The organism is Pallidibacillus pasinlerensis (assembly GCF_009996845.1).
Lineage (GTDB): Bacteria > Bacillota > Bacilli > Bacillales > Caldibacillaceae > Pallidibacillus > Pallidibacillus pasinlerensis.
This window is the reverse complement of the sequence record NZ_JAACYS010000001.1, coordinates 1-25,246: the sequence shown is the minus strand read 5'-3', so window position 1 is coordinate 25,246 and position 25,246 is coordinate 1. Positions and strand designations below refer to the sequence as shown.

27 protein-coding genes are annotated in these 25,246 nt (G+C 34.2%); 4 read left to right on the top strand and 23 right to left on the bottom strand.

What is annotated here, in order from left to right; translation table 11 throughout:
* Positions 1 to 291: 291 nt before the first annotated feature.
* From GW534_RS00135 to GW534_RS00110, 6 genes are all read right to left on the bottom strand, one after another.
* Positions 292 to 1,827: an acyl-CoA carboxylase subunit beta gene (locus GW534_RS00135; protein WP_202630772.1), complete on the bottom strand. Its 1,536-nt coding sequence runs from the start codon at positions 1,825 to 1,827 to the stop codon at positions 292 to 294.
* A gap of 17 nt (positions 1,828 to 1,844) precedes the next feature.
* The gene (locus GW534_RS00130; RefSeq protein WP_161919018.1) at positions 1,845 to 2,057 is read right to left on the bottom strand and encodes an acetyl-CoA carboxylase biotin carboxyl carrier protein subunit; all 213 of its coding nucleotides are present in this window, start codon (positions 2,055 to 2,057) and stop codon (positions 1,845 to 1,847) included.
* Between the two features lie 13 nt (positions 2,058 to 2,070).
* The gene (locus tag GW534_RS00125; protein WP_161919017.1) at positions 2,071 to 3,411 is read right to left on the bottom strand and encodes an acetyl-CoA carboxylase biotin carboxylase subunit; all 1,341 of its coding nucleotides are present in this window, start codon (positions 3,409 to 3,411) and stop codon (positions 2,071 to 2,073) included.
* 281 nt (positions 3,412 to 3,692) lie between these two features.
* Positions 3,693 to 4,307, bottom strand: coding sequence for an RsfA family transcriptional regulator (locus GW534_RS00120; RefSeq protein ID WP_161919016.1), 615 nt, complete (start codon positions 4,305 to 4,307; stop codon positions 3,693 to 3,695).
* Between the two features lie 370 nt (positions 4,308 to 4,677).
* Positions 4,678 to 4,851 carry a 50S ribosomal protein L32 gene (rpmF, locus tag GW534_RS00115; protein WP_161919015.1) on the bottom strand — a complete coding sequence of 58 codons (174 nt, stop codon included), beginning with the start codon at positions 4,849 to 4,851 and terminating at the stop codon, positions 4,678 to 4,680.
* Between the two features lie 29 nt (positions 4,852 to 4,880).
* Entirely contained in the window at positions 4,881 to 5,408 is a 528-nt protein-coding gene (locus GW534_RS00110; protein ID WP_161919014.1) for a YceD family protein, read from the bottom strand.
* 242 nt (positions 5,409 to 5,650) lie between these two features.
* On the opposite strand from GW534_RS00110, the gene GW534_RS00105 reads away from it, so the two are divergent.
* On the top strand, positions 5,651 to 6,859 hold the full coding sequence (locus tag GW534_RS00105) for a nucleotidyltransferase (protein WP_161919013.1): 1,209 nt from the start codon (positions 5,651 to 5,653) through the stop codon (positions 6,857 to 6,859).
* 188 nt (positions 6,860 to 7,047) lie between these two features.
* Here the strand turns inward: GW534_RS00105 and GW534_RS00100 are convergent, their stop codons facing one another.
* Together GW534_RS00100 and GW534_RS00095 are read right to left on the bottom strand one after the other, a co-directional pair.
* Positions 7,048 to 8,064 carry a SepM family pheromone-processing serine protease gene (locus GW534_RS00100; protein WP_161919012.1) on the bottom strand — a complete coding sequence of 339 codons (1,017 nt, stop codon included), beginning with the start codon at positions 8,062 to 8,064 and terminating at the stop codon, positions 7,048 to 7,050.
* A complete protein-coding gene (locus GW534_RS00095) occupies positions 8,061 to 8,852 on the bottom strand; it encodes a patatin-like phospholipase family protein (protein WP_161919011.1) in 792 nt (263 codons plus the stop codon). Before GW534_RS00095 ends, GW534_RS00100 begins: the two co-directional genes overlap by 4 nt.
* Positions 8,853 to 9,096: 244 nt before the next feature.
* Here GW534_RS00095 and ylbJ point away from each other — a divergent pair, with 244 nt between their 5' ends.
* Positions 9,097 to 10,296 (top strand): sporulation integral membrane protein YlbJ, encoded by a 1,200-nt coding sequence (gene ylbJ / locus GW534_RS00090; protein ID WP_161919010.1) that lies wholly within the window; start codon positions 9,097 to 9,099, stop codon positions 10,294 to 10,296.
* 59 nt (positions 10,297 to 10,355) lie between these two features.
* On the opposite strand, the gene coaD is transcribed toward ylbJ, so the two are convergent.
* The 8 genes from coaD to GW534_RS00050 all read right to left on the bottom strand — a co-directional run bounded on the left by coaD (position 10,356) and on the right by GW534_RS00050 (position 16,031).
* Positions 10,356 to 10,841, bottom strand: coding sequence for a pantetheine-phosphate adenylyltransferase (gene coaD / locus GW534_RS00085; protein WP_161919009.1), 486 nt, complete (start codon positions 10,839 to 10,841; stop codon positions 10,356 to 10,358).
* 11 nt (positions 10,842 to 10,852) lie between these two features.
* Entirely contained in the window at positions 10,853 to 11,407 is a 555-nt protein-coding gene (gene rsmD, locus GW534_RS00080) for a 16S rRNA (guanine(966)-N(2))-methyltransferase RsmD (RefSeq protein WP_161919008.1), read from the bottom strand.
* Positions 11,408 to 11,817: 410 nt separating this feature from the next.
* Positions 11,818 to 13,227 (bottom strand): hypothetical protein, encoded by a 1,410-nt coding sequence (locus GW534_RS00075; protein WP_161919007.1) that lies wholly within the window; start codon positions 13,225 to 13,227, stop codon positions 11,818 to 11,820.
* 133 nt (positions 13,228 to 13,360) lie between these two features.
* On the bottom strand, positions 13,361 to 13,639 hold the full coding sequence (locus tag GW534_RS00070) for a YlbG family protein (protein WP_161919006.1): 279 nt from the start codon (positions 13,637 to 13,639) through the stop codon (positions 13,361 to 13,363).
* Positions 13,640 to 13,672: 33 nt separating this feature from the next.
* Complete coding sequence (locus GW534_RS00065; RefSeq protein WP_161919005.1) at positions 13,673 to 14,113, bottom strand: YlbF family regulator; 441 nt, start codon at positions 14,111 to 14,113, stop codon at positions 13,673 to 13,675.
* A 206-nt stretch (positions 14,114 to 14,319) separates the two neighbouring features.
* Positions 14,320 to 14,559, bottom strand: coding sequence for a YlbE-like family protein (locus GW534_RS00060; RefSeq protein WP_161919004.1), 240 nt, complete (start codon positions 14,557 to 14,559; stop codon positions 14,320 to 14,322).
* A gap of 15 nt (positions 14,560 to 14,574) precedes the next feature.
* Positions 14,575 to 15,009: a spore coat protein YlbD gene (gene ylbD, locus GW534_RS00055; protein ID WP_161919003.1), complete on the bottom strand. Its 435-nt coding sequence runs from the start codon at positions 15,007 to 15,009 to the stop codon at positions 14,575 to 14,577.
* Positions 15,010 to 15,179: 170 nt separating this feature from the next.
* Complete coding sequence (locus GW534_RS00050) at positions 15,180 to 16,031, bottom strand: CAP domain-containing protein (RefSeq protein WP_312854607.1); 852 nt, start codon at positions 16,029 to 16,031, stop codon at positions 15,180 to 15,182.
* Between the two features lie 546 nt (positions 16,032 to 16,577).
* On the opposite strand from GW534_RS00050, the gene GW534_RS00045 reads away from it, so the two are divergent.
* Complete coding sequence (locus tag GW534_RS00045) at positions 16,578 to 16,964, top strand: YugN family protein (RefSeq protein WP_161919002.1); 387 nt, start codon at positions 16,578 to 16,580, stop codon at positions 16,962 to 16,964.
* A gap of 258 nt (positions 16,965 to 17,222) precedes the next feature.
* Here the strand turns inward: GW534_RS00045 and GW534_RS00040 are convergent, their stop codons facing one another.
* The 7 genes from GW534_RS00040 to cyoE form a co-directional block, all read right to left on the bottom strand.
* Positions 17,223 to 17,687 (bottom strand): DUF420 domain-containing protein, encoded by a 465-nt coding sequence (locus GW534_RS00040; RefSeq protein ID WP_161919001.1) that lies wholly within the window; start codon positions 17,685 to 17,687, stop codon positions 17,223 to 17,225.
* Between the two features lie 46 nt (positions 17,688 to 17,733).
* Positions 17,734 to 18,639 carry a cytochrome c oxidase assembly factor CtaG gene (ctaG, locus tag GW534_RS00035; protein ID WP_161919000.1) on the bottom strand — a complete coding sequence of 302 codons (906 nt, stop codon included), beginning with the start codon at positions 18,637 to 18,639 and terminating at the stop codon, positions 17,734 to 17,736.
* A gap of 236 nt (positions 18,640 to 18,875) precedes the next feature.
* Positions 18,876 to 19,205, bottom strand: coding sequence for a cytochrome c oxidase subunit IVB (ctaF, locus tag GW534_RS00030; protein ID WP_161918999.1), 330 nt, complete (start codon positions 19,203 to 19,205; stop codon positions 18,876 to 18,878).
* A gap of 5 nt (positions 19,206 to 19,210) precedes the next feature.
* Positions 19,211 to 19,843: a cytochrome c oxidase subunit 3 gene (locus GW534_RS00025; RefSeq protein WP_161918998.1), complete on the bottom strand. Its 633-nt coding sequence runs from the start codon at positions 19,841 to 19,843 to the stop codon at positions 19,211 to 19,213.
* Positions 19,840 to 21,729 carry a cytochrome c oxidase subunit I gene (locus GW534_RS00020; protein WP_161918997.1) on the bottom strand — a complete coding sequence of 630 codons (1,890 nt, stop codon included), beginning with the start codon at positions 21,727 to 21,729 and terminating at the stop codon, positions 19,840 to 19,842. The genes GW534_RS00025 and GW534_RS00020 overlap by 4 nt, the downstream gene beginning before the upstream one ends.
* Positions 21,730 to 21,756: 27 nt before the next feature.
* A complete protein-coding gene (coxB, locus tag GW534_RS00015; RefSeq protein WP_161918996.1) occupies positions 21,757 to 22,821 on the bottom strand; it encodes a cytochrome c oxidase subunit II in 1,065 nt (354 codons plus the stop codon).
* Between the two features lie 174 nt (positions 22,822 to 22,995).
* Complete coding sequence (cyoE, locus tag GW534_RS00010) at positions 22,996 to 23,898, bottom strand: heme o synthase (RefSeq protein ID WP_312854606.1); 903 nt, start codon at positions 23,896 to 23,898, stop codon at positions 22,996 to 22,998.
* Between the two features lie 393 nt (positions 23,899 to 24,291).
* On the opposite strand from cyoE, the gene GW534_RS00005 reads away from it, so the two are divergent.
* A partial coding sequence (locus tag GW534_RS00005; protein ID WP_161918995.1) for a COX15/CtaA family protein occupies positions 24,292 to 25,246 on the top strand: 955 nt, incomplete at its 3' end.

The window sequence follows — 25,246 nt, the reverse complement described above, 5'->3', positions numbered from 1 at the left end:
ACAGAATACTATATTACTAAAAATAAGATTGACCGAAAAGTAAAATTTCGAGCGAATGTAAACATAGTGGAAGTGGCGGCGACTCGGAAAAATGTAAGGCATTTTTCCTGCGATGCATATTTATAGAAGTAAACTCAGAGTCCTGACGGTAAAAAGCATGAGCTGAAGCCCCCGGAGAAAGCGCAGCAATGACGAGGCTGAGGCCGTGCGCATACGCCACTGAAACGATCTTAAAAATTAATAAAGACTGTCATAACGACAGCCTTATTTTCACTCTATACTTTATAAATCCTACACCGGATACACCGGATGTTTTCTTTCGCTAAATTGTACGTCTTTCGATTCATACATTGATAATCGGTCAATTAATACTTTTCGTAAATTATTCGGTTCAACAATATCATCGATAATAAGTTCTGATGCTAGTTTATAAATATTTATTTGATCCTTATATTCTTCCTGTTTCTCTTTAATAAATTGATACCTTTCTTTCGGATCTTCAATTTCACTAATTTTTCGTGCATAAACGGCATTTACTGCAGCTTCTGGTCCCATAACCGCAATTTGTGCTGTCGGTAAAGCGATACAAACATCTGGTTCAAAGGCTGGCCCAGCCATCGCATATAAACCTGCTCCATACGCTTTTCGCACAATTACGGAAATTTTCGGTACGGTTGCATTACTCATTGCTGCAATCATTTTCGCTCCGTGACGAATAATCCCTTGTCTTTCAACTTGTGTACCAATCATAAAACCAGGTACGTCAGCTAAAAAGATTAACGGAATATGATAAGCATCACAGAGCATGATAAATTTCGCTGCTTTATCTGCTGAATCAACAAAAAGTACGCCACCTTTTACTTTCGGTTGATTAGCTATAATTCCGACGGTTTGTCCATCGATTCTAGCAAGTCCAGTAATAATTTCTGGGGCAAATAATTTTTTAATTTCAAAAAAACTTCCCTCATCGACTAAAGTATCAATACAATCGTACATATTAAACGGCACATTTTGATTCGTTGGAATAATCTTTTCTAACGACTCGTCTGATTCCGGTTTTCTACTTTCATATTTTTCAGTTTTCTCCGTATAATTTTGCGGAAAATATGTAATATATTTTTTAGCCATTTCAATTGCTTCTTCTTCATTTTTCGCTAAGTAATCGCCACAACCACTTACGGTACAATGCATTCTTGCACCGCCCATTTCTTCTAATGAAACCTTTTCACCTATGACTTTTTCAGCCATTCGCGGTGAACCTAAATACATTGAAGCATTTTTATCCACCATAATGACAATATCACAAAACGCAGGGATGTATGCCCCACCTGCTGCGGAAGGCCCAAATAAAATACAAACTTGTGGAACCATACCACTCATTTTTACTTGATTGTAAAAAATCCTTCCTGCTCCGCGACGATTTGGGAACATGTCGACTTGATCCGTAATTCTCGCACCTGCAGAGTCAACTAAATAAAAAATAGGTACCTTTAACTTCATTGCTGTTTCTTGAATACGTATAATTTTTTCTACTGTGCGCGCTCCCCAAGATCCGGCTTTAACCGTTGAATCATTTGCCATCACACAAACGACTCGTCCATTAATTTTACCGATTGCTGTAACAACTCCATCTGCAGGTAAATCCCCTTCTTCAAAATTAGCAAAAGCACCATCTTCCTCATATTCGCCATTATCGAACAATAAACGTAATCGATCGCGGACAAACAATTTATTTTTCTCTGCTAATCGTTGGTGATAATCAGGATGCCCTCCTTTGAAAATCGTATCACGTTTTTCTCTTAAATCAACGGAAAGCTTTTCTCCCATTTGTAGACCTCCTAACATTAGCGTAATGTTACTAATACATCTCCTTCGTTCACAAAGTCTCCCTCTGCTACATGAATTGTCTCAATCTCGCCGGAAACATTACTTTCAACCGGAATCTCCATTTTCATAGATTCTAATACAATGACAACTTGTCCTTCTTCTACCTTTTCCCCCTCACTTACAAGCACTTGAAAAATTGTTCCTGCCATTTCTGCTTGAATTTTGTTCATTTTAAGTCCCCTCCTACGCCTTTGTCTTCATTACTTTTAATAGATTTGTAGTATATTGTCCATTTTGGAAATTTGGTTCTTCCAATATATGTAAAAACAATGGAATATTCGTTTGGATACCGCTAATAACAGTTTCATTAAAAAACTTCCTTGCTTGCTGTAAACACTCTTCTCTCGTATGTTCGTGAAAAATAACTTTTGCAATTAACGGATCATAAAATGGAGTAACTGTATTTCCAGCTTCATATCCAGTATCAATCCGTGCATTCGTTACATTTCCCCATTTTAATTCGGTAATTTTACCTGGGGATGGATAAAAGTTTTTCGGATTTTCTGCATAAACTCGGAACTCAATCGCACATCCGTTAGCAGTTATTTCATCTTGTTTTACAGGAATTGGTAAACCCTTCGCAATATTTATTTGCCATTCAACTAAATCAATTCCTGTTATCTTTTCTGTAATTGGATGCTCAACTTGAAGACGTGTATTCATTTCGAGAAAATAAATATTTTCCTTTTCATCAACGATAAACTCAATCGTACCAGCATTAGTGTAAGATACTGCTTTTGCCGCTTTTAATGCCGCTAAATACAATTTTTTTCTCGTTTCCTCAGATATGTTCGGTGATAACGCCTCTTCGACTACTTTTTGATTTCTTCGTTGAATTGAACAGTTTCTTTCAAATAAATGAACAAAATTTCCTAATTTATCACCAAAAATTTGCACTTCAATATGGCGAGCATTTTCTATGTATTTCTCCAAGAAAACGTTTTCAGAATTAAAATACGCTTTAGCTCTGGAGACTACTTTAGGAAAGTGTGCTACTAAATCTTGTTCTGTCTCACAAAGCACCATTCCAATGCCCCCACCACCGCCACTAGCTTTTAACATAATTGGATAACCAATTTCTTTGGCAACACGAATTGCTTCTTCTAGGTCCTTTATCCCTTCGTCTATTCCTGGTACAACAGGAACTCCAGCCTGAATCATCGTTTTTCGTGCAGAAATTTTATCGCCCATTAGTGAAAGAATTTCTGCATTTGGTCCAATAAATGTGATTCCAGCCTGTTCTACTTGATTTACGAAATCCCCGTTCTCAGATAATAGTCCATAGCCGGGATGAATCGCATCAACTTTATACTCTTTTGCAACTTCAATAATTTTTTCTGCATTTAAATAGGAGTCTTGTACAGGACCTTTCCCAATACAAACTGCCACATCAGCTTCTTTTACAAAAGGCAGCTCATAATCCGCTTCAGAATATACAACAACGGTTTCAATTCCTATTCGTTTACAAGTAGAAATTATTCTTCTAGCAATTTCCCCTCTATTTGCAATTAAAATTCGCTTCAAAAGATCCTCCCCCCCATAAAAATTAACTTGGGTACATAGTTTTTAAAGCTTGTTATATTAATATATTCTTTATGAATTGACAAATTCCTGCAAAATTTAGAATCAATCCACTTTTTAGAATAATATTCTATAATCAATATTACCATTATTTTTTTGAAAATAAAGTAAAAAAGTATATTAATTTTATGTAAAAAGCTTAAAAATAATAATCCCACTGTATTTTTATTTTTGAAATAGAATTTAAATCCTTTACAGTGGGACTAAATATATTTATAAAAATATTATTTATTTCGAATCACATCTAAGTTACCGTTTGGATCCATCTGAAATTTCATGCGGACATTCTTTTCATCTTCACTAACTGCAAGCTTTCTCGCTTTTTCCATAATTGAAAGTAACGCTAAATAATCATCTTTTAAAGTTTTATTTTCTTTCTTTAAAATTTCATTTTCGCGGGATTTTTCCTGTACTTTCTCTTCTAATTCTTCATAACGTTCTTTTAAATTTTGTAACTCTTGTCTTAATGATTCAACATTACTTTCCTTTTCTTTAAATTGTTCTAAGTAAGAAATAACCTTTTCTAAAGAAAGGTCCCCGTGTTCACTTTTAGGTAGCACCCTTTCTTCAATTAACTCAATACTTAAATCATAATGAGGTTGCGGATTTTTCTTTAATTCTTTCCGTTGTTTTTTTGCTAATTCAACCCCTGACTTATATTGTTTTCTAACAAAAGAATTCCAACGAAAACCACAAGCAGCCGGTGTACGATTTAATTTTTGCCCTACTTCTTCAAAGGCTTTTAATTGAGTACTCCCTTCCCTTATATGCCGTAAAACAACTTCTGCCAAAAGCAAATCTTCATCCTTTGTCCATGCATCTTGACGGACAATCGTCATGAATATCCCTCCTTAAAAATTTCTCATTCTCTATTCAAAAATTTGACAACATAGAGTAAATTAGTGGATCGATTGTGAACAGTTTTAATAATGTATATGCCACAACTAGAAACGATAGACTTTTTTTGCTCTACCTTAGCAGGTCCATTGTGAAAAAATTTAATGGGATAAGACTATTGGGGAGAATCGGATTAATAGACAAACTCTATCAACAAAATTTTTTAATAAAAGAGAGTTGTAGAAAAGTAAAAATGCAGGCGTCATGTGTGAAATATATATTGATTAATATTTAATACACAGAAAAAATTCAAAAAATAAAAGAGGTTACCTTAAAAAGAATATTTCTTCTTAAGACAACCTCTTTCAGTTATTAATTGCTGATTACTTCTTTACCTTTATAAGTTCCGCAACTTGGGCAAACGCGGTGAGCTAATTTCATTTCTCCGCAATTTGGGCATTCAGTCATGCCAGGAACTGCTAATTTATAATGTGTACGACGTAGGCGTTTTCTAGTCTTTGAAGTTCTTCTTTTTGGTACAGCCATGTTTCCCACCTCCTTAAACAGGATGAATATCATTCTTTTTCTTGATTAAGTAATTTTGCAAGTTTCGCTAACCGAGGATCAACTTTTTGCTCACTGTCAATTTCTTCTTCTTTGACAAATTGCCAATTTTTCCCTGATTGAAGAGATGCTGGCATTTCTTCATCCTCATCATTATAAACCTGCATTGGAATTTCAAGTAAAATTAATTCTTCTATAATCGGGGTTAAATCGACCATCCCACCTTGAATAACATGTAGGTTATCATCCGTATTTTCTTCAAAACCCGATATTTCATCACGAAAAATTTCAGTCGTCTGAATTGAGAATGGATATTGAACATCTTCCCATGTTCTCGAATTCGGCAAAATCATCTTTCCCGATATGTCGAGATAAAACGTGACTTCTTTCGAACGAATATCAGCTCTACCTTTAATACGGACTGGTGAAATTGATCGAATTTGTGGATCTCTCAGTTTCACTGAATCCAAGTTTACCTTCTCGTCAAAGGTTAACCCATTATTTCTAAACTTTTGTAACTGTATCATTGACCACTTCATAACAATCACCCCAAGGCAACAAAGGTAATTATAGCTTTCCTAACACCATTTGTCAATATTTTTTCTTTACAGTCTTGATTGTTTATGTAAAAAATTACATAATGTTAACAACTAGTCTTTTTCTTAATTTTGACTAAATTATCAGCTAATTTACTGAAGTTCAAACACTGTATTAATAGATATAGTCAATATATTACCATTTATTTGTAGAAATGAACATAGTATATTTTTTGGAGGTAATTATGGAAAGTTGTGGTATCGTTGTCGAATATAATCCTTTTCACAACGGACATTTACACCATTTACAACAATCTAAAGCAGTTACAAATGCGGACGTTGTAATTGCCGTTATGAGTGGGAATTTTTTACAACGTGGAGAACCGGCCCTTGTCTCAAAATTTGTGCGGACAAAAATGGCCTTGAAAAACGGTGTTGATATCGTTATTGAACTCCCTTACGCCTTCGCTACACAGAAAGCAGAAGATTTCGCTAAAGGAGCCGTTGATATTCTTGCAAGTTTAGGTTGTTCTTACATATGCTTTGGCAGTGAGTCGGGCAATATTGAACAATTTACAAAAACATATACCATCATGCAAGAAAATATGACAGAATACAATAAATTTGTTAAACGTTACATGAATGAAGGATTTAGTTATCCGGAAGCAACTTCCCGAGCATTTAAAAAAATTGCTCCATCAAGTGAAGTTGTAGATCTTTCAAAGCCAAATAATATTCTCGGTTATCATTATGTCAAGGCTATTAAGGACTTAAATTTAAATATACAACCAGTTACAATCGAAAGAATTCAGTCAGGTTATAATGATGTAACACTATCTCCTTCTAATATATCAAGTGCCACGAGTATTCGCCAAACATTGTTTAAAGCTAAGGATTTAGAAACAATAAAAAAACAAGTACCTATGGAAACTTACGAACAATTAGTAACTTATCAAGAAGAATACGTTTCCTTTGTGCAGTGGGAAAATTTATGGCCATTTTTAAAATATCGAATTTTACAAAGTGAGCCTGAAGAATTAAAAGACATTTATGAAGTGGAAGAAGGGTTGGAAAACCGTTATATTCGCTTCGCCAAAGAATCGATAACATTTCATGAATTTATGGAAAAAGTGAAAACAAAACGTTATACGTGGACAAGACTGCAACGGACATGTGTGCATATATTAACGAATACAAACAAGGATATAATGCGGGAGCGTTCTAAACGTGCGGAGTATATCCGTTTACTCGGATTTACAAAAAAAGGGCGGGAATATTTGAATCAATATAAGGAACATTTTACTTTGCCGCTTATAACAAATTTATCTCAGGCTGATCCAGAAAAAATTCGCCTCGACGTAAAAGCAGCTCATATGTATTCCTTTGCCTATCCGAACGAAATTGGCCAAAAAATAATCAAGCAAGAATATCAACAACCGCCGATTATGGAATAGGGTTCGTCTAATTAACTAGTTCATATAATTAATGGAAAAATAGAGGCGGCGAATAATTAAGTGAAGGTGGCGGCGACTCCAGCGGGAACAGCGCGAGCCGAAGACCCCGCAGGAGCGTAAGCTTCGAGGAGGCTGAGGCCGTGCCACTGGATGCGCGTCCGCCACCGTAACATATTTTTTATAGACGTTTATTTTTCCTCTAAAGATTGTAAAAACTCAATCGCATCGTCAAAGTCATCAACGGGTACGATAATCATATCTGTCCCAATATCCTTCGCCGTCTCTACGGCCACTTCATAGTTCGATCCTTTTTTACCATTTTCATTCGGCGCAAAGAATATTTCAGCACCCTCTTTATCTGCTGCTACAACTTTTTGATCGATTCCCCCTATTGGTCCCACTTTACCTTCTGGTGAAATTGTTCCTGTACCTGCAATAATATACCCTTTCGAAATATCCGCTTCAACTAATTGATTATATATTTCTAAAGAGAACATTAGTCCAGCCGATGGTCCACCAATTTCATCCGTATTAATATTCACTTTCGGATCGGACTTAATTTCTTTATCTTCAACAAGAGTAATCCCAATCCCTGTTTTTCCAATTTCATCGAGTAACTGCAATGTAATTGTTTCGGTTAAAACCTGTTCCTTACGGTGGATTGTTACCTCGATTTTATCTCCTGCCTCTTTACTTTGAATATAATCGGTAAATCCTTTTGCTGTATCAAAAGAATTACCGTCAATAGCCGTAATCCGATCACCTGGTTGTAATATACCGTCTGCAGGGCTATCTTCCATTACACTTAATATATAAATTCCATTCATATGAACTTCTATTTCTTTATCTGCCTTTTCAAAGGCAACTTGAATGGCATTTTCTTGGGAGTTTTCCATGTAATAAAGTTGCCGAACGGTATATTCTTCATCCGTCTCATTTTCAAGTCGAATCGCAGTCAACGGTTCTAGTTGATAATATTTATTCACTTTTGTTATTAAATAAGTTAACACATTCGCTTTTCCGATTCGTATCGTCGTTAACATAAATTTACCATCATTTTCATATCCACTTTCTACTTCAATAAATTCATCTAATACTTTTGCTAAACCCGGTCTTGAAACGTAGTATGGTAATGGGTAAAAATTAGCAAACAATACTATAATAAGAATAATAGAAAATAATAATAGACGACCATTTCTTCTCACCTAGGGTTCTCCTTCCAACTTTGGATTACGCTTTTAATTTCCTTCAGTGCCTTTCGGGTTACTTCTTCTCCAGCTTGCACTAATGTGTCAATTTTATCATAGGCATACGAACTAAAATGTTGAATAGGCGGACGCAAATAAATATCCGATAAAAGCTCGCGATTTTGGACAAGTTCTTGCTGCATTATATCAAGACTTTGTAAAATAACACCATAAATATTTGTGATTTCCGGATTTTTATTTAAACCAGAAACGTCAACGGCAATTACAATATCAGCACCCATTTCTTTCACAACAGAGACAGGTACTCGATCAGCGACACCGCCATCAACTAACATCTTTCCATCAATAACTTCCGGCACAAATATTCCTGGGATTGATATGCTCGCTCGTACCGCTTCAGCAGTAGGGCCAGATTGAAAAACAACCTTTTCACCATTATAAATGTCCGTTGCAACTATGGCGATTTCAGGATTTAATTGTTCAATGTTTTTATTATGGGTAAAAAGCCGAATAAACTCCTTAATTCGATTTCCGGTAATAAAGCCCAATTTCGGAGGCATTGTCACATCGATAAAAAATTTTCGTTGAAATGAATGGGCGATTTTTAACATGTTTTCTATACTATGTCCTGCACCATAAAACGCAGCAACTAATGCCCCCATACTACTACCTGCAATCATATGTATTGGAATATTTTCCTCTTCTAATACTTTTAAAACACCAACATGTGCAAAGCCCCGAGCACCACCAGAGCCTAATGCTAAACCAATTTTCGGTTCCCCCATCTTGTTCCCCCTATTCTTTAAATCTTAAAGTTTTATAATATATCTATTTTACACTACAAATATATAAATGAACTGGTTTAAAAGTAAATTACATCAATTATGATTAAAAATTTTCCACAGAAGATTGTAGTCTATTTTAATTCTTTTTTACTCCTTTCATTCATACATTAGTTTAGGAACATTGGACAAGTATGTATTTTATTATATTAATTTTATTGGGTAAAAATGTAAGGAGGAAATAAACTTGCAAACATCAAAATTAGTAACAATTATTTTAGCATCCTCCGTTTTGGTTTTTGCAATAGCTTTAATTTCTCATCCAAAACAAGCACTTGAAGCCTCAATATATGGATTACATACGTGGTGGGAGGTCGTTTTCCCGTCCTTACTTCCTTTTTTTATCATAGCTGAAGTGCTCATCGGTTTTGGAGTCGTAAAATTTATCGGGGTATTACTAGAACCATTAATGCGACCATTGTTTCGCGTACCTGGAGTTGGTGGCTTCGTGTGGTCGATGGGAATGGCTTCAGGAAACCCTGCTAGTGCGAAATTTATCGTTCTGCTACGGGAAGAGAATCAACTTACAAGATTGGAAGCAGAAAGACTTGTTGCCTTTACAAGTTGTGCGAATCCATTATTTATTTTCGGGGCAGTAGCTGTCGGTTTTTTCCACAATCCGCAGTTAGGAATCATTTTAGCAATATCACATTATACAGCAAACATATTTGTAGGATTTGTTATGCGTTTTTACGGTAGAAAAGAAGAAGAAAAAGGTGAAAAGACTAAATTCTCCGTTATAGAAGCCTTTAAAAAAATGCACGAAACGAGGATAGCTGACAAAAGACCGTTCGGAAAATTACTTGGTGACGCCGTAATATCGTCAATTAATACACTACTTATGATTGGTGGATTTATTATCCTTTTTTCAGTTGTTAACCGCCTATTGTCAATTATGAACATAACGGACTTTTTTGCATTAAGTGTCCAATTTATTTTTTCATTACTATCAATACCCGTTAATTTAGGTATTCCCTTTATTTCAGGACTGTTCGAAATGACAATTGGCAGTGATTTAATAAGTGAAACGAAAAATGTAACCTTACTAGAACAATCGATTGTCGTTTCCTTTTTATTAGCCTTTGGTGGCTTTAGTATTCAAGCTCAAGTTGCGAGTATCCTTTCTAAAAGCGATATTCGTTTTGCACCATTTTTTTTCGCTCGATTTTTACAAGGTATTTTTGCGTCAGTATTAACCCTCCTTATTTGGGTTCCAATTTATGAAAACAAATTAAAAGATGCGGCTATTTCACAACCTGTCTTTTTCCTAAATCAAGATCATGCCTCAAATGTGCTCAATTACATTACAGAAATCGGGCCGATTATTACGTTAACAGCCCTTGTAACCTATCTATTCATTTATACAAAAAAACATTTTATTAAATAAAAAAAGTCTGACCCAAAGAAAAACGAATAAATACATTTTTCATGGTGTCAGACATTTTATTACTTATTAAATTTTTTTATTAATGCTTCATTAACTACCGGTGGTACAAGGTCAGACACATCACCACGATACTTAGCCACTTCTTTAACAATACTTGAACTTAAAAATGAATATTGTTTGTTCGTCATAATAAAGAATGTGTCGATATCTTGATCTAACTTTCGGTTCATCGCTGCGTTTCTCATTTCATATTCAAAGTCAGAAATTGCTCGTAGACCACGAAGAATGACTTTTGCATTAACACTTTTAGCATACTCTACTAATAGACCGTTAAAGGAATCAACAACTACATTCGGAATATCTTTTGTTGATTCTTTAATTAGACGAAGACGTTCTTCTAAATCAAATAAGTTCGTCGTTTTCTCTGCATTATGTAAAACTGTAACATACACTCTATCAAAAATCTTTGCACCACGTGTTATTATATCTAGGTGTCCATTTGTAATTGGATCAAAACTCCCTGGACATACTGCAATCCTTTCCACTTCGCATCCTCCTAGTCAGTATATTGATATAATGAAATTGAAATCGTGCCGTAGTGGACCGTCCGAGTTTTTACGAGACTTTCAATTTGGTCAGGTAATATATTTTCTTTTGCATGTTCACAGACAATAATACCTGTATTATCTAAAAGTTGATGATTTGAAATTTTCGTTAAAATCGTTGTATAAACGTCTTTCTTATAAGGCGGATCCATCCAAATAACTTCAAATTTAAGTTGACGTTCAATAATAATCTCTAACGCCCGCTTCCAATCATTTTTATAAATTTCTGCCTTCGCTTCGAATCCACATAGTTTAATATTTTCTTTTATCGTTCGAATCGCTTTGTAATCGCTATCAATAAATAAAACCTTATCAAGGCCACGACTAATCCCTTCAATCCCTAGGCCACCACTTCCAGCAAATAAATCAAGACCTAAACCACCGTCAAAATATGGACCAATTATATTAAATACGGACTCTTTTACTTTATCCGTCGTTGGTCGCGTATTTTTTCCCGGTACTGCTTTTAATTGTCTTCCTTTTTGAGAACCTGATATTACACGCAAATTATCACCTAAATTCTACCTATCGAATCATCTTCACTTTTTGAAAAATTTAATTCGTTTATCATCCTATCATAAATAGAAAAGAAAGGCTACTGTCAACAAACACAATTTTTCCCAAAAATAATGTATAAGAAAAATGAATTTGGTCATAATGAAAATGACAACATCAAATAACGATGGTGTTGTTGCCAACCGCGGAGAAGACTTACGTTTCCCCATAAGTTCTTCCTCCGGTTTCTCCTCTCCCTTTGCCTTCACTCTTGTAATAGAGTTTGAAGGAGCCCTGTAGATTTTCCTACAGGGATTTTTTTACATTTTGTTACTTAATTTATTCTTTATAAAGGAAGCGTCCGTCAAGGAAAAATCGTAAAAGGGGCTGCTATTATAAGCAACCCCTATATTATCGTGCCTTAATAAATTTGTATTTGTTCTTCTAAATTATACAATTCAAATTTAAAGATATCACTAAACACTTTTTCCGTTGCATATATTTTTTCATCAATAATAATTATTGGATCAATTTTTTCATTCGCAAAGAATCCATACATTTCTTCATTAAAAATAAATATATCGCGATTTTTATAAAAACGGTAAACATCTACACCATCCGTTATATAAAATTCGGTATCTGATATTTTTTTAAAATCAAATCCGAATTCGCTAATAATCGTTTCAAAAGGCAAATACATATGTTGATTTTTAATAATCACAGGCTCATCTAACTCACGATTTCCTTGAAGAATAATCGGTTTATTCATCGTGAAATACATTTCAACGTAAGAACCTAACTGAGTTTGACACCTTTCAAAAAAGGATGTATTCATATTTTTAATTTGCCCTAAATAATAATCTAATATTTTAGCATCAATCTTTCCATAACGATTATCCTGTAAAATTAATGTAATCCATTGTTGCTTCTCTTCTTCTGATACGTTTTTTTCCAATTCATTTATATATAATTGAAGTTCATTTGCTGGAGTATAATCTGCGATATAAGCAGCTAACAAATCAAATAACCAGCGCTCCTCTTCTTTTCCATCCGAATAATTTTCCATTAGAAATCGAGTAATCCAGTCCATTTCAATCTGATTTGGCTCATCATTTGATGAAGTAATCACTAAACCTGATAGAGATTGTGGTGAAAATTCATTGGATATAATTAGCGTTGGGTATTTCTTATTTTCAAGCTTAGTAAAAACTTCTAGAAAAGAAAGGGTTTCAGTATTAATTTCTCCTTCATAATAAAGTGGAATTTTTTCATTAACTTTCGTATATTGAAGTGGTTCCTTATGCCAGATGAGCGGAAGATTTTCAGTTTGTTGACTGACAAAAGAAAAGTAACGAACATTTTCCATTTCATCATAAAAAGTTAACGGTGCATTCGTTGCCCAATAACCGGTAATCTCATTATCAACTGTTATATTAATTGTAGTTTCATTAACTGGAATATTATTTAACTTAACGAACCAATCTTGCAAAATATGTGAACTATGGGCAGAATCAAAGCGAATTTCATAATGGTAATGAACATTTTTATTGTCAACATTTATAACTTCACGGCATTCAATATTTCCTTCATTCCCACACTTAATCTCAGAAATCAATTCTGGATAAATTACTGAAATTTCATCCCCATTCACATGGAAAAATGTATGTGAAATAATGAGTCGATCACTTTTTTGCTTTATTTCAATTTGTTGTTCTAATTTATCTTGATCGTTTAAAATCGAAATACCTTTAAACTCATTCCATTGCCAATAAATAAATCCTATTAAAGAAAGGGTTAAAATAAGAAAAATTGCCCATCCCGTCTTTCGCATCTACCAATACTCCTTCAAAATTGTCTATAACATTATTATACAATATATAAAACTTTAATTACGGAAAACTTACTATGACTTTTTAACTAATATTAAGTAGAAAAAAAGAAGCTGTCATTTGACAGCTCACTAACTAAAAACCTAGTTTATAATCAAGTTCTTCTTTTGTTTCATCCGTTTTTTTACTTTCAAACTCTGTTTTTAAAAATGGACGATAGGAAGGTTCTACACGTTTTACATATGATAAACCTTTCAACTTTTCCATAATCGCTTCACATTCTGCCATATCACAATAAAGAACAGCATATTTTAATCGTTTCGAAATATAATGTACATTACCATATTTTCTTAAATTTTTTGCAGCTTTTAACGAATAAAACCAAACGATCATCCCTTGTCTTTGTCCAATCATATATCTTCCCCTATTTCTATCTCAAATTCTAAATTACGCACTACAGCCGCAACTACCACCTGTTGAACAACCTACTTTATGTTTAGTTTCAAAGAATGGATTACCTGTGTCAACCTTTACACTTTCAGAAACGGATCGACCGATAATATAACTAATTTCATCTAGTAGATTTTGTAAGGCTGTTTCTGCCTGTTTAAAGCTGGCAACGTTATCGTCCATATCCATCTCACGTTTTGCAAGGCGAGTCTCCTTCATTATCGTTTGATAGTCTGGATGATAACGTCCAAATCGTTGAACATATTCATACTGTTCTTTCAGTTTCGTAAAACGATTAATTTTATTTTGTGTTTCTGGATCAGTCTTCATTTTATATAAACGTTGGCGATAATTTTCTGCCACTTCGCTATCAATAATCATTCGTGCAATATCTTCAGCCGTATCTAAAATTTGTACTCTTTCTAATGTTGCAAGCATATTTGCACCTCCTCTTTTTATCATATCATAAATTATAAATAAATTGGAATTTTAGTTTTTTCATTTACTGAATTGTCTTATTTTTATGTATAAAAGACTGTCCAATTTTACACCTCATTTACTGAATATTTCATACAAAGAGGTTGGACAGTCTTTATAAATTATATTGCTTATAAATATTGGTTTAGAACTGTTAAAAAGTGCTTTTATGTCGACTGATTCATATTTTCTAACATTGACAACATCATATACGCTATATTCATCCCCATCGATACTTTTTCAACTCGATCAGGAATCGTTTTCTTATAATACTTCATTGCTTCTTGTTCAAATTGTTTTAACTTCCAAGGACGTCTCGATAACTCTTGATACCAAGCAGGGTGTTCACGGATAAAATTTTGTAAATCCTTTTTACTGACAATATAATTATATACTTCTTTTCTCAAGTTTAATCACTTCCTCTAGTCTTTTCGAAAGGCGAATGGATTTCTTGGACCTCTTCGTCGTCCTCTCATATTGTTCATTCCATCCGTTTCATTCTGGTTTTTATTCATCTCGGTTAAAAATTGTTGGAGGGATTCAATAGCAGTATTTAATTGTTCAATATGTTGTTGAACTTGGTCCATGTCTAATTTTTTTACATAATTTATAATTTGCATAAATAATTCAGATCCTGTTTTTTCATCAGAATCCTTTTCTGTTTTTTTGTTGGCGGATTGCTTGGAAGACTCTCGTTTATATTTACGCCATGAAGGATCGTCTTCACCTAGTAAGTACCATTCTTCAAATAGTTGTTGCCAAGTTGTGTTACCCTTTCTAACTTCTTTTATCAAATCAGGGTGTCGCTTAACAAATTGTTTAAATTCATCAACTTTTTTCGTTTTTGTTTTAGTCATCTACCTCACCTCACGAATCAGCCATATATATAGCCTATGAATCGCGAGCAAAAGAGGGAACAGATTTTTAGTAGTACAATCGTTTTGCTTATGAAAATGTTTTATAAAAGCGTAAGCCACTAAAGATTAATATAAATAAAATGAGGACCGTCTTAAAGACAACCCTCATTTTATTCCCACGATTTTTCTAAAAAGATTTGTGTATAATATTTTTTATATACACCTACTCCAATATGGGTGAAATTTTCATTTAATAATGTATCCCTGTGCCCTTTACTGTTTAACCAACCACTTACGACTGCGATACTGTCCGTATATTGATAGGCGATATTTTCACCTGCTGATTCAAAAAAGATGTTTCCCCTTGCTAATCGATCAGCTAATTGGCCAAATTTTTCAGATTCATGGGAAAAAGTTTCTGTTTCAAACATATCGACACTATGATTAAATGCAACTTCTCTTACTGCTTCATCCCATGTTAACTCTTCCAACGAAAATTCATTTCGAATAATATTCGTTAATTCAAAAATTTGTTTTTCAGTTGCCGAATCTGCTAACGACCACTCTTCATCAGTCATGGGACCCGCTTCAATTAGTTTCCCACGATATGTCATATCATAAGGTCGATGTTTAACTAATGTTTTTTCATCCATAAACCGAATAAACAATAAATTTCCTTCAAACTGGTCAAAATACAGTTGAGCAAATATATCCCCCAACGGAATCAATGGATTAATATTTAAGTCGTCTTCAAATAATTCAAAACGATAAACTCCTTCCTCTATTTTCAATTCGATTTCCGGTTGCATTGTCATCTTTTGATAAACAGATTCTAAATTCTCACCAATTTTAAATGGGCTTGTATCAATATTTGCTGTTGCAACAGCAATCGAAACGATCGAATGATTTAAAACGCCGACCATCATGTACCGATCATCATTGTTATATATATACCAGGAATATCCATAATAAGAAGGATCAATACGGGTAGGCTTTCCATATTCTTTTTGGAAGGTATCAATGGTCTGACCGATATAAGTAGATATACCCTCAGTTGGTCGATTTTCTTCATTAGGAAGGCTTTCCTCATTAACATCTAATTTTTCATCTTTGACTACATCGGATTCTTCTACTAATATCTTTTCATTTGTTTGAAATATATTTAATGATATGCCGATTACTAATATAATTGTAAGTACAACTAAAATTCGGAATAAACTCTTCAGAGGAATCCCTCCCTTCTTAACACCTAATAATATCTCGTTACATTATATGAAAAATTTTTCCTAATTAGAATAACTCTACTTAATAAGTATTTCGATTCCTACTATTTTTAATTGATAGCTTATTATCTCCGAACAATTTTTATTACTAATTATACCATTTTATTTTTTTATAATAAATATCAACTTCGTTAACTAACCGTTAAAATTGTATTATGTATCAACAGGGTTTTTATAGAAAAGTTTTAATCGACGGAAAATTCCTTTTATTCGTTGAAATATAAGCAATTTTCATCTATGATAAATTTATAGAATGGATTTAAATATGAAGTTGGAGGGGAAACGATGTACATTGAAAATACGGGTATTGAAACGTTAATCTTAGACTTAAATACGTTAGATGACATACTACCGCAATACGGATTAATTCGTCCTGGTGCATGGGATTATGAAAGAGTTACATACGATAGGAAAATCGTTCTTAATGACCATGTATATTATTTAAGGGTGCAAGGGGTTGCCATTGAAGGCGATATTGGTGCCCAAGAAGCAACAATTCAATTAAAAGTGCCGATTTTAGGGAAACATTATTATCCACATGGAGTTGAGTATGGAGAGGATGAAAACTTTCCAAAGGCTTTAGTCAATCAATGTCGGAAAATTTTAGAAGCGGCGTATTCTGAACTTGAGCCTTTAGCTGAAAAAAACGAAGTAGAAGTATCTGAGGAATGATCATTACGTTTTTATAAAAACAATCGTATCCATCAACTATATACACAGTAAAGAAGGGGCTGTCCGAAAAGTAGAAAATACAGATCTTTTATGAGGAAAATTGGCGGCGACTCCAGCGGGAACAGCACGAGCCTATAGACTCCGCAAACGCGCTTGTGCGTTGAGGAGGCTGAGGCCGTGCCCGCGGAAAGCGTCCGCCAAAGTACCGAATAATTCCATCAATAATGTCTAAAAATTGACTTTTTGGACAGCCGCTTTTTAAAACCCAAATATTGCTCTAATCATTGATGTTGTTTCTCCACCTGGATACAGTACATACAATAACACGTATACGGTAACACCAGTAATTGCTGTAAAAAACCAAATTATACTTGTAATTGGCCCAAGTTTCCGGTGTTTATCTAACAAGTCTTTTAATCCTAAATAAATTGTCCGTAGACCTAAAACGCCACCAACAGTAGCAAGGATAATGTGGAAAATTAGAAACGTATGGTAAAACCATTTTAAATTTTCAGGTCCACCAAAGGATGTATTTCCGATAAAAATTGTCCGAGTTAAATAAATTGTCAGGAATATGACAGCAAAAACAGCAGCTGTCAGCATTAATTTTTTGTGCGTCTCTATCTTTTTCTGATTAATGAAATACCAACCTATTGCAACACAGATTGCACTTAATACGATAAATGCTGTACTTACAGTAGGCCAAAAATAAAATTTCTCCATAATTGCTACCTCTTTGTTAAGTATTGTATTCTAGGAACCTATTTTATTAGTTTTTATATATGTTTCTCCATTGTTGATTAATCGGATCAGGCCCTTGTTGTTGTTCCTTTCGATACCACTCCGTTAAAACTTTATACAAAATTATACCGTAAAAGAATTCTTGTAATATTTTCATCAATACCCCACCTGATTGCTGATCATATAGTGGTGGCATTATATTAAACATTTCTGGTCCTGATAATTGTAAACTTGAAATTACTTCAGGCGGAACACATAATGTCAAAGACTGAATCCAACTTTGATAATTTGAGTATGCAGCATAAATAAGTTCATTGTTAAAAATGATTAATGCACACGCAGGTGTTATTAATACACTGTTAGCAAACAAATAACCAACTTTCCATAACCCTTGTAATGGTGATTTCTCAACTTTATTTAATAATGGCCAGAACATAAACAATGCAAAAATAAACAATATTGTTGTTCCAATACTATGATACCAAATATTCGTTTTAACCTTGTCGAATATGAACGGAATATGATAAAACGAGAATAATCCATTAAAACAAATAAGCGCTACAATTGGTTTTGTAAAAAGTTTGAATATATGTTTAATAATTGATAATGAAAGGATTTTTTTCCACATCCAAATTGGAATAGCCGAGATTAGTAATTGCGGAACTAATAGTAGTAAAAAAGCCATCTGAATCATATGAAAAGTAAACATTAAATGGCTCAATAAATCGATTGGTGACCCTTTTAAAATATAAACGAGAAGTGCTGCGGTAACAAAAAGGGCACCTTGTTTTTTCGTTAGTTTTTCTGTTCCTTCAAACCAATGCCGTTTTTTTATTGTTACAAAGAAAAATAATCCAGTGATAACTAAAATAAATAGAAAAAGATACGGACTCCACAACGCACGAAAACCAAATTGATCAAGTTGATAAAACATAGAGCACCCCTTTATAATAATAATTATACATATTTTTCCAACGTGTAGTAAATAAGGATATTTGACATAATTTCGACTTTTTACTTCGTTTCTTTTAATCTATATGAAACAGACAAGGGGCTAGCCCATTTATTGACCCGCCCCCTTCTTTCCAAAAAATTCGTGAAGTTACAATTTAATATGTGCAAAATTGGGACAGATTGTAATCTGGACAGCCCCTATACATAGCACTTTATTTACCACCAAATAATTGTCATATAGCAAAGTACAGTAATGAATGCGACGAACATTGCCGAATACATGAAGAACATGACCATACCATGTCCTTTTTCACTTGCATGCATGAAATAATACAGTTGAAAAAGCGCTTGAACACTAGCAAGTAGTAGTAAGATAGGAACTACAAAACTCTTAGGCAGACCATAACCTACAGCTAAAAATGAAATTATAGTCAGAAAAGCCATTAAGCCAAAACTAATTAATTGAAGCCGCATCCCTTCAGCGCTTTTTCTTCTTCGATATTCGTATTGTGCACGCAACTCCTGTTTATTCATATTATTTTCCATTCGCTTCACCCCAACATTCCCATTAAATAAACTACAGAGAAGATGAAGACCCATACAAGATCGATAAAGTGCCAGTATAGACTTGCAACATAATATTTCGGTGCATTGTATAAATTCAGTCCACGTTTTTGATTTCTAATGATTAGTGCTGTAATCCATCCTAATCCAAAACATACGTGGGCACCGTGAGTGCCAACGAGAGTGTAGTATGCACTACTAAAGGCGCTACTACCGAATGTAAAGCTGTATTCATACACATAATGAGTAAACTCGTAGATTTCTAGGGCTAAGAAAGATAGCCCTAGTAAAACGGTAATAAAGAACCATAGTTGCATTTGTTTAAAATTGTAGTTACGCATATGATAAATCGCATACACACTCGTTAACGAACTTGTTAACAGGATGGCTGTCATGATAAAAACTAATTCCAAGCTATAAATATCAGCTGCTAAGGCGTGATCTGAATTTGGAACCGAATCCTTTAACGCTAGATACGTTGCGAAAAGGGATGCGAAAAGGACGGTCTCACCCGCTAGGAATAGCCAGAAGCCAATAAATTTATTTTTTCCTTCTTGTGTATACGTTTCAGGATGCTCTGGCCAAGTTTCTGGCGTGAATTTTTGTTCTAATAAATTCATGAAACTTTTCCTCCCTTCGCATCATCGTCCTCTAACTCTTCTTTTGGAATGTAATATCCGAGATCGTCACGCAGTGAACGGAGTAGCATCGTACCGAACGTCATTGCAAGACCAAATATTAATACGACAGTTCCCATCGGATGACCGTCTCCAACTTGGTTGAGCGGGTTATACATTGCTCCAAAGCCGGCAATAAATAACCCTAATGCGATAAAGAATGGAAGTATCGAACCTTTCGGCATATGAATGTCTTGTAATGGTTCAGCAGGTGGTAATTCCTTATTACCTTCCATCTTTTCAAGCCACCAAGTATCTTGACCGCGCACTAATGGTAATTGTTTAAAGTTATAGTATGGCGGTGGTGATGGAAGTGCCCATTCAATTGTACGACCGTCTCCCCACGGATCGTTGGCAACCTGTTGTTTACTCATACTTGTAATTACAATATTTACTAACAAGACAATTACTCCAATTGTCATTAATATTGCACCTAAAGAACTGATAAAGTTATACAAGTCTAGCCCTTGACCTGGTAAGAATGTTGCGACTCTTCGTGGCATTCCCATTAATCCTAAGAAATGCTGTACGAAAAACGTCATATGGAATCCAACGAAGAAGAAAGCAAACGTAACATAACCTAACTTTTCGCTTAACATTTTACCGAACATTTTTGGCCAATAGAAATGTGCCGCCGCAAAGATTGCAAATACTACCCCACCGATAATAACGTAATGGAAGTGAGCAACGATAAAGTACGTATCATGTAACTGGTAATCTAAAGGAGCAATACCTTGCATAACACCTGTTACCCCCCCCATAACAAAGGATGGAATAAATCCTAATGCCCAAATCATCGGTACGGTAATTTTTATACTTCCGCCCCACATTGTGAGTAACCAGTTAAAGATTTTAATTCCTGTTGGCACCGCGATAGCCATTGTAGCAACGGCAAAAATCGCATTCGCTACGTTTCCTAAGCCAGTTGTAAACATATGGTGAGCCCAAACCATAAATCCTAAGAAACCAATAAGAATTGTTGCAAAGACCATGGATGAGTAACCGAATAAGCGCTTTCTAGAGAATGTCGGAATAATTTCCGAGAAAATGCCAAAAGCTGGTAGTATTAAAATGTATACTTCAGGATGTCCGAAAATCCAGAAGAAGTGTTCCCAAATAATTGTGTTTCCACCTAATGTAACGTCAAAAATGGCTGAATTGAATAATCTGTCAAAAATCAAATAAAACACACTAATTGTTAATGGTGGGAATGCCATAAGAATAAGTGATGATGCAATAAATGTTGTCCATGTAAATAATGGCATTCTCATGAAGGACATTCCTGGTGCTCGCATCGTTATGATCGTTGCTAAGAAGTTGATTCCCGACATCAATGTTCCGAAACCAGATATTTGAATCCCTAATGTATAGAAGTCAATACCGTGTCCTTCTGAAGCTAATGATAATGATGCATAAGATGTCCAACCTGCATCAGGTGCTCCGCCTAAAAACCATGATAAATTCAGGAAAATTCCGCCCCAGAAAAACAGCCAAAATCCTAATGCGTTTAAAAACGGAAACGCTACATCCCGTGCACCAATTTGCAATGGCACAACCGCGTTCATGTACGCGAACAATAATGGCATTGCTGCAAGGAAAATCATTGTTGTTCCGTGCATTGTCATAAGTTCATTAAACAACTGCTCATTTACGAAATTATTTTGTGGTTTCATTAATTGGATACGGATGAATAAAGCTTCAAGACCACCAAGCAAGAAGAAGAAACCACCAGCACCTAAATATAGATGCGCAATCTTTTTATGGTCCACTGTCGTTAGATATTCCCAAACAGTGGATAAAAAGCTTTTCCTAACCGCAATAGTACTCAATTGCTTTTACCTCCCTCTAAAAATCTATTATTCTTGCGCTTTTAAACTCATTAAGTATTCAGCTAAAGCATCAAGTTCTTCTTCCGAAAAATTCGCAGAGTCATACATTAAGTTTCCAGGCTTTATATCACCAGGATTTTGTATCCATTCTTTGATGTTTTCTTTCGTATAAGGGAGTATTCCAGCTACTCTTGTTCGATTACCAAAGTCTGCTAAATTTGGTGCAATCCGTGCTTCAGCTGGCATCGAATTTTCAGCAGATACAGCATGACATCCAATACAACTATTTTCGAAAATTTCTTTTCCTTGTTGTGCTACTGCCGTTTGTGGCTCTGGCTCTTCAAAGTTTTGCATTGCTACAACCCATTCATCAAATTCTGCCCTTGGTACAGCCTTAACCTTAAAGTCCATATACGCATGGGATGGACCACATAATTCTGCACATTTTCCATAAAATATATTTCCAGCTTCATCCGCTTTCTCTCCATCAAATACTAAATAAAACGAGTTTTCGTTATCTGTATTTGTATCAATTTTTCCACCTATTGCAGGTATCCAGAAAGCATGCTTAACATCAGAAGCAATTAGATTGAAGTAAATTTTTTCATCTGTTGGAACTACTAAATCTTGAGATGTAACTATACCTTGATCTGGATATTCAAATTCCCACCAATAAAGACTTGCACGGACATTGATAACTAAATTCTCTCGATTTCCATCTTTATCAACTTTATCCCTTTCAGACACGTCCCCTAAATTAAATGTTTCTGCTACTGTTGGTACTGCTAAAATGAGGATTAAGATGATAGGAATAATCGTCCAAATAATTTCCAATTTGTGACTACCTTCAACTTGTTCAGGGATTTTGTCTTCTTCTCCCTTTTTCCTTCTAAATCTGATTAGTACAATGACATAAATAATAACAACAACAACGATAACTAAAGTCATAACTCCGGTGCTTAATAGGAGTAAATTAAATTGTCTTTCTGCAACTTCTCCTGCTGGTTTTAATGTTGATAAGTAAGGTTCTCCACATGCTGTTAGAATGAGTGCAAAGATTAGTAGAGAAAGATAAAGCCCCCATTTTTTCATCGTGAATCTCCCCTTTTATTCAAAATAAAACATATTCTATTACTTTTATAACTGTTTTCATTATATATTTTATTTTAAATTTTTCAAAAATTTTGCTCAAAAAATTTTCATATTAACAGAGGTTAACATCGTTGCTAACGTATTAATATGAAAATTTAATAGTTTTAAATATATTTAAATCAAAGTAGCAATAATCATTCCGACGAACAAAATAGTTAAATAATTTAGAGAGAAAACAAACATCTTAGTTGCCCATTTCATATCATCTTTTCTATAGTTTACAACTCCAATTAGAATCCATGCAACATTTAAAACTGTACCTAATATCACAAAGAGGATTCCTAAGTCTGTAAAGAAAAATGGTAAAGGTAAAAGACAGATAAGCCAAATCATTATTTGTCTTTTCGTTATATCAAATCCATATACAACAGGTAGCATCGGAATTCCTGCAAGACGATATTCTTCTGTCTTTCTCATAGCAAGTGCCAGGAAGTGAGGGATTTGCCAAATAAACATAATGATAAATAAAACCCATGCTACTACGTGAAGATCTGGATCAATTGCTGCCCAACCGATTAACGGTGGTACAGCTCCGGAAAAAGCTCCAACTACTGTATTAATCGTATATTTCCTTTTCGTCCACATTGAATAAAGAACGACATAAACAAATGAACCGAAAGCACCGATTATCCCTGCTGAAACAGATGTAGCAAATAGAAATATTAAACCAACAGTAACAAAGGATAATCCAATTGTAAGCGCAAAAGCTGGTGTAAAGTTCCCTGTTACAGTTGGACGTTTTTGTGTCCGCTTCATTTTCGAATCAATATCAATATCGATATAGTTATTCAAGGCACAGGATCCTGCTATAACTAACCAAACACCTAGACACGTAAGTATAACTTTATCTAAATATGGCAAGAAATTTAAGCCGTTATAATGTAACGCTAGCCACATTCCTGTTACTGCAGTGATAATATTTGAATTAATAATTCCAATTTTAATTAATGCTAAAAAGTCTTTAAAGACAGACGTTTTTACTTCCTCTTTTTCAACATTTCCATTTCCTTGATGAATCTCTTTATTAATTGCTTTACTTTCCAAAATTGTGCCTCCTTCCACCAAAGGAAAAGCTTTTCATTTACTACTATAAACGATACAGAAAAAGATTTCTATTATTTGAAATTAGTAATTTTGGATAAGCCTACCAAAAACCTTTGAAAACGTTTCAAAAAATACGCTTTAACTTATATTTAAACATAAATAATAGTTTTTTGTGACCGAATGAGTTAATTTTTTTGACAATTTTGTGACTTTTTGAAAATACATAGTATATTATTTTACTTATTGGGAGTTTTTAGATACAAATATAAATATAGGAATTATTTTTATATTTGGATTATTTGTGTTTTATTTAATTTTACGGATATTGGTATTTATACCGATAATCCTAATAAGTAGGTGAACCAAGTGCTGAAAAAATTAAAACTTCTTGCCGTTGCATCTAGTCTAGGGATGATTGTTCTTTTATTAGGTGGAGCATTAGTAACGAAAACAAACTCTGGTGATGCGTGTGGTACATCTTGGCCATTATGCCATGGACAATTGATCCCAAGTAATATTACGATTGAAACAATCATTGAATTATCTCACCGAATTGTAACTGGTATTGTTGCGATTGTTGTTACAGTATTTGCCTTTCTTTGTTGGAAATACATTGGACATATCCGTGAAACAAAAACATTATCGACAATTGCTGTTGGATTTATTATAATTCAAAGTTTAATTGGAGCAGCAAACGTCATTTGGAGTCAATCAGATTTTATACTAGCCATTCATTTTGGTGTATCCTTAATTTCCTTTGCTGCAGTATTTCTGCTTACTTTGCTTGTGTTTGAGATCGATAAAAAATTTAAAGCAGAGCTTTTAGTAATCGATAAGCGTATGAAAATACATACAATCGGATTATTTCTCTATAGTTTTATCGTTATTTATACCGGGGCTTTAGTGAGGCATACGGAATCAAGTATGGTATGTGGCAGTTGGCCATTTTGTCAAAGTGGCATATTGAATTTCCCACAAAACACGTATGAATGGATTCAAATGGGGCATCGATTCGCTGCAGGAATTTTATTTATTTGGATTTTGTATACAATGATTATTGCGGTTAAATCTTATAAAGATAAACCAATCCTCTACTATGGATGGGTCATCGCCTTTAGTTTGATCTCGGCACAAATCGCAACTGGTGCAATGGTTGTCTTTTTAAATCTTAATTTGATTATCGCGCTATTCCATGCACTTTTTATTACAATTTTATTTGGAATTCTAAGCTACTTCGTCTTCCTTATTTCAAGAAGTAAAGTTAATGAAGAAAAAGTGGAAAAGTTATATCAAAATAAAGCAATTTATCCGATATCAACTG

Bases quoted from the DNA above. Each gene is read 5' to 3' on its own strand.
- ylbD (WP_161919003.1), bottom strand. From the start codon at position 15,009: ATGACTAAAACAAAAACGAAAAAAGTTGATGAATTTAAACAATTTGTT.
- ctaG (WP_161919000.1), bottom strand. From the start codon at position 18,639: ATGTTTTATCAACTTGATCAATTTGGTTTTCGTGCGTTGTGGAGTCCG.
- GW534_RS00130 (WP_161919018.1), bottom strand. From the start codon at position 2,057: ATGAACAAAATTCAAGCAGAAATGGCAGGAACAATTTTTCAAGTGCTT.
- GW534_RS00135 (WP_202630772.1), bottom strand. From the start codon at position 1,827: ATGGGAGAAAAGCTTTCCGTTGATTTAAGAGAAAAACGTGATACGATT.
- GW534_RS00040 (WP_161919001.1), bottom strand. From the start codon at position 17,687: ATGGAGAAATTTTATTTTTGGCCTACTGTAAGTACAGCATTTATCGTA.
- coxB (WP_161918996.1), bottom strand. From the start codon at position 22,821: ATGAAAAAATGGGGGCTTTATCTTTCTCTACTAATCTTTGCACTCATT.
- GW534_RS00110 (WP_161919014.1), bottom strand. From the start codon at position 5,408: ATGAAGTGGTCAATGATACAGTTACAAAAGTTTAGAAATAATGGGTTA.
- GW534_RS00025 (WP_161918998.1), bottom strand. From the start codon at position 19,843: ATGAATTTATTAGAACAAAAATTCACGCCAGAAACTTGGCCAGAGCAT.
- GW534_RS00065 (WP_161919005.1), bottom strand. From the start codon at position 14,113: ATGCTTGCAACATTAGAAAGAGTACAAATTTTAGATACGGCTGAAGAT.
- GW534_RS00120 (WP_161919016.1), bottom strand. From the start codon at position 4,307: ATGACGATTGTCCGTCAAGATGCATGGACAAAGGATGAAGATTTGCTT.
- rpmF (WP_161919015.1), bottom strand. From the start codon at position 4,851: ATGGCTGTACCAAAAAGAAGAACTTCAAAGACTAGAAAACGCCTACGT.
- GW534_RS00095 (WP_161919011.1), bottom strand. From the start codon at position 8,852: ATGGGGGAACCGAAAATTGGTTTAGCATTAGGCTCTGGTGGTGCTCGG.
- GW534_RS00070 (WP_161919006.1), bottom strand. From the start codon at position 13,639: ATGATTGGACAAAGACAAGGGATGATCGTTTGGTTTTATTCGTTAAAA.
- ctaF (WP_161918999.1), bottom strand. From the start codon at position 19,205: ATGGAAAATAATATGAATAAACAGGAGTTGCGTGCACAATACGAATAT.
- GW534_RS00075 (WP_161919007.1), bottom strand. From the start codon at position 13,227: ATGCGAAAGACGGGATGGGCAATTTTTCTTATTTTAACCCTTTCTTTA.
- GW534_RS00105 (WP_161919013.1), top strand. From the start codon at position 5,651: ATGGAAAGTTGTGGTATCGTTGTCGAATATAATCCTTTTCACAACGGA.
- GW534_RS00045 (WP_161919002.1), top strand. From the start codon at position 16,578: ATGTACATTGAAAATACGGGTATTGAAACGTTAATCTTAGACTTAAAT.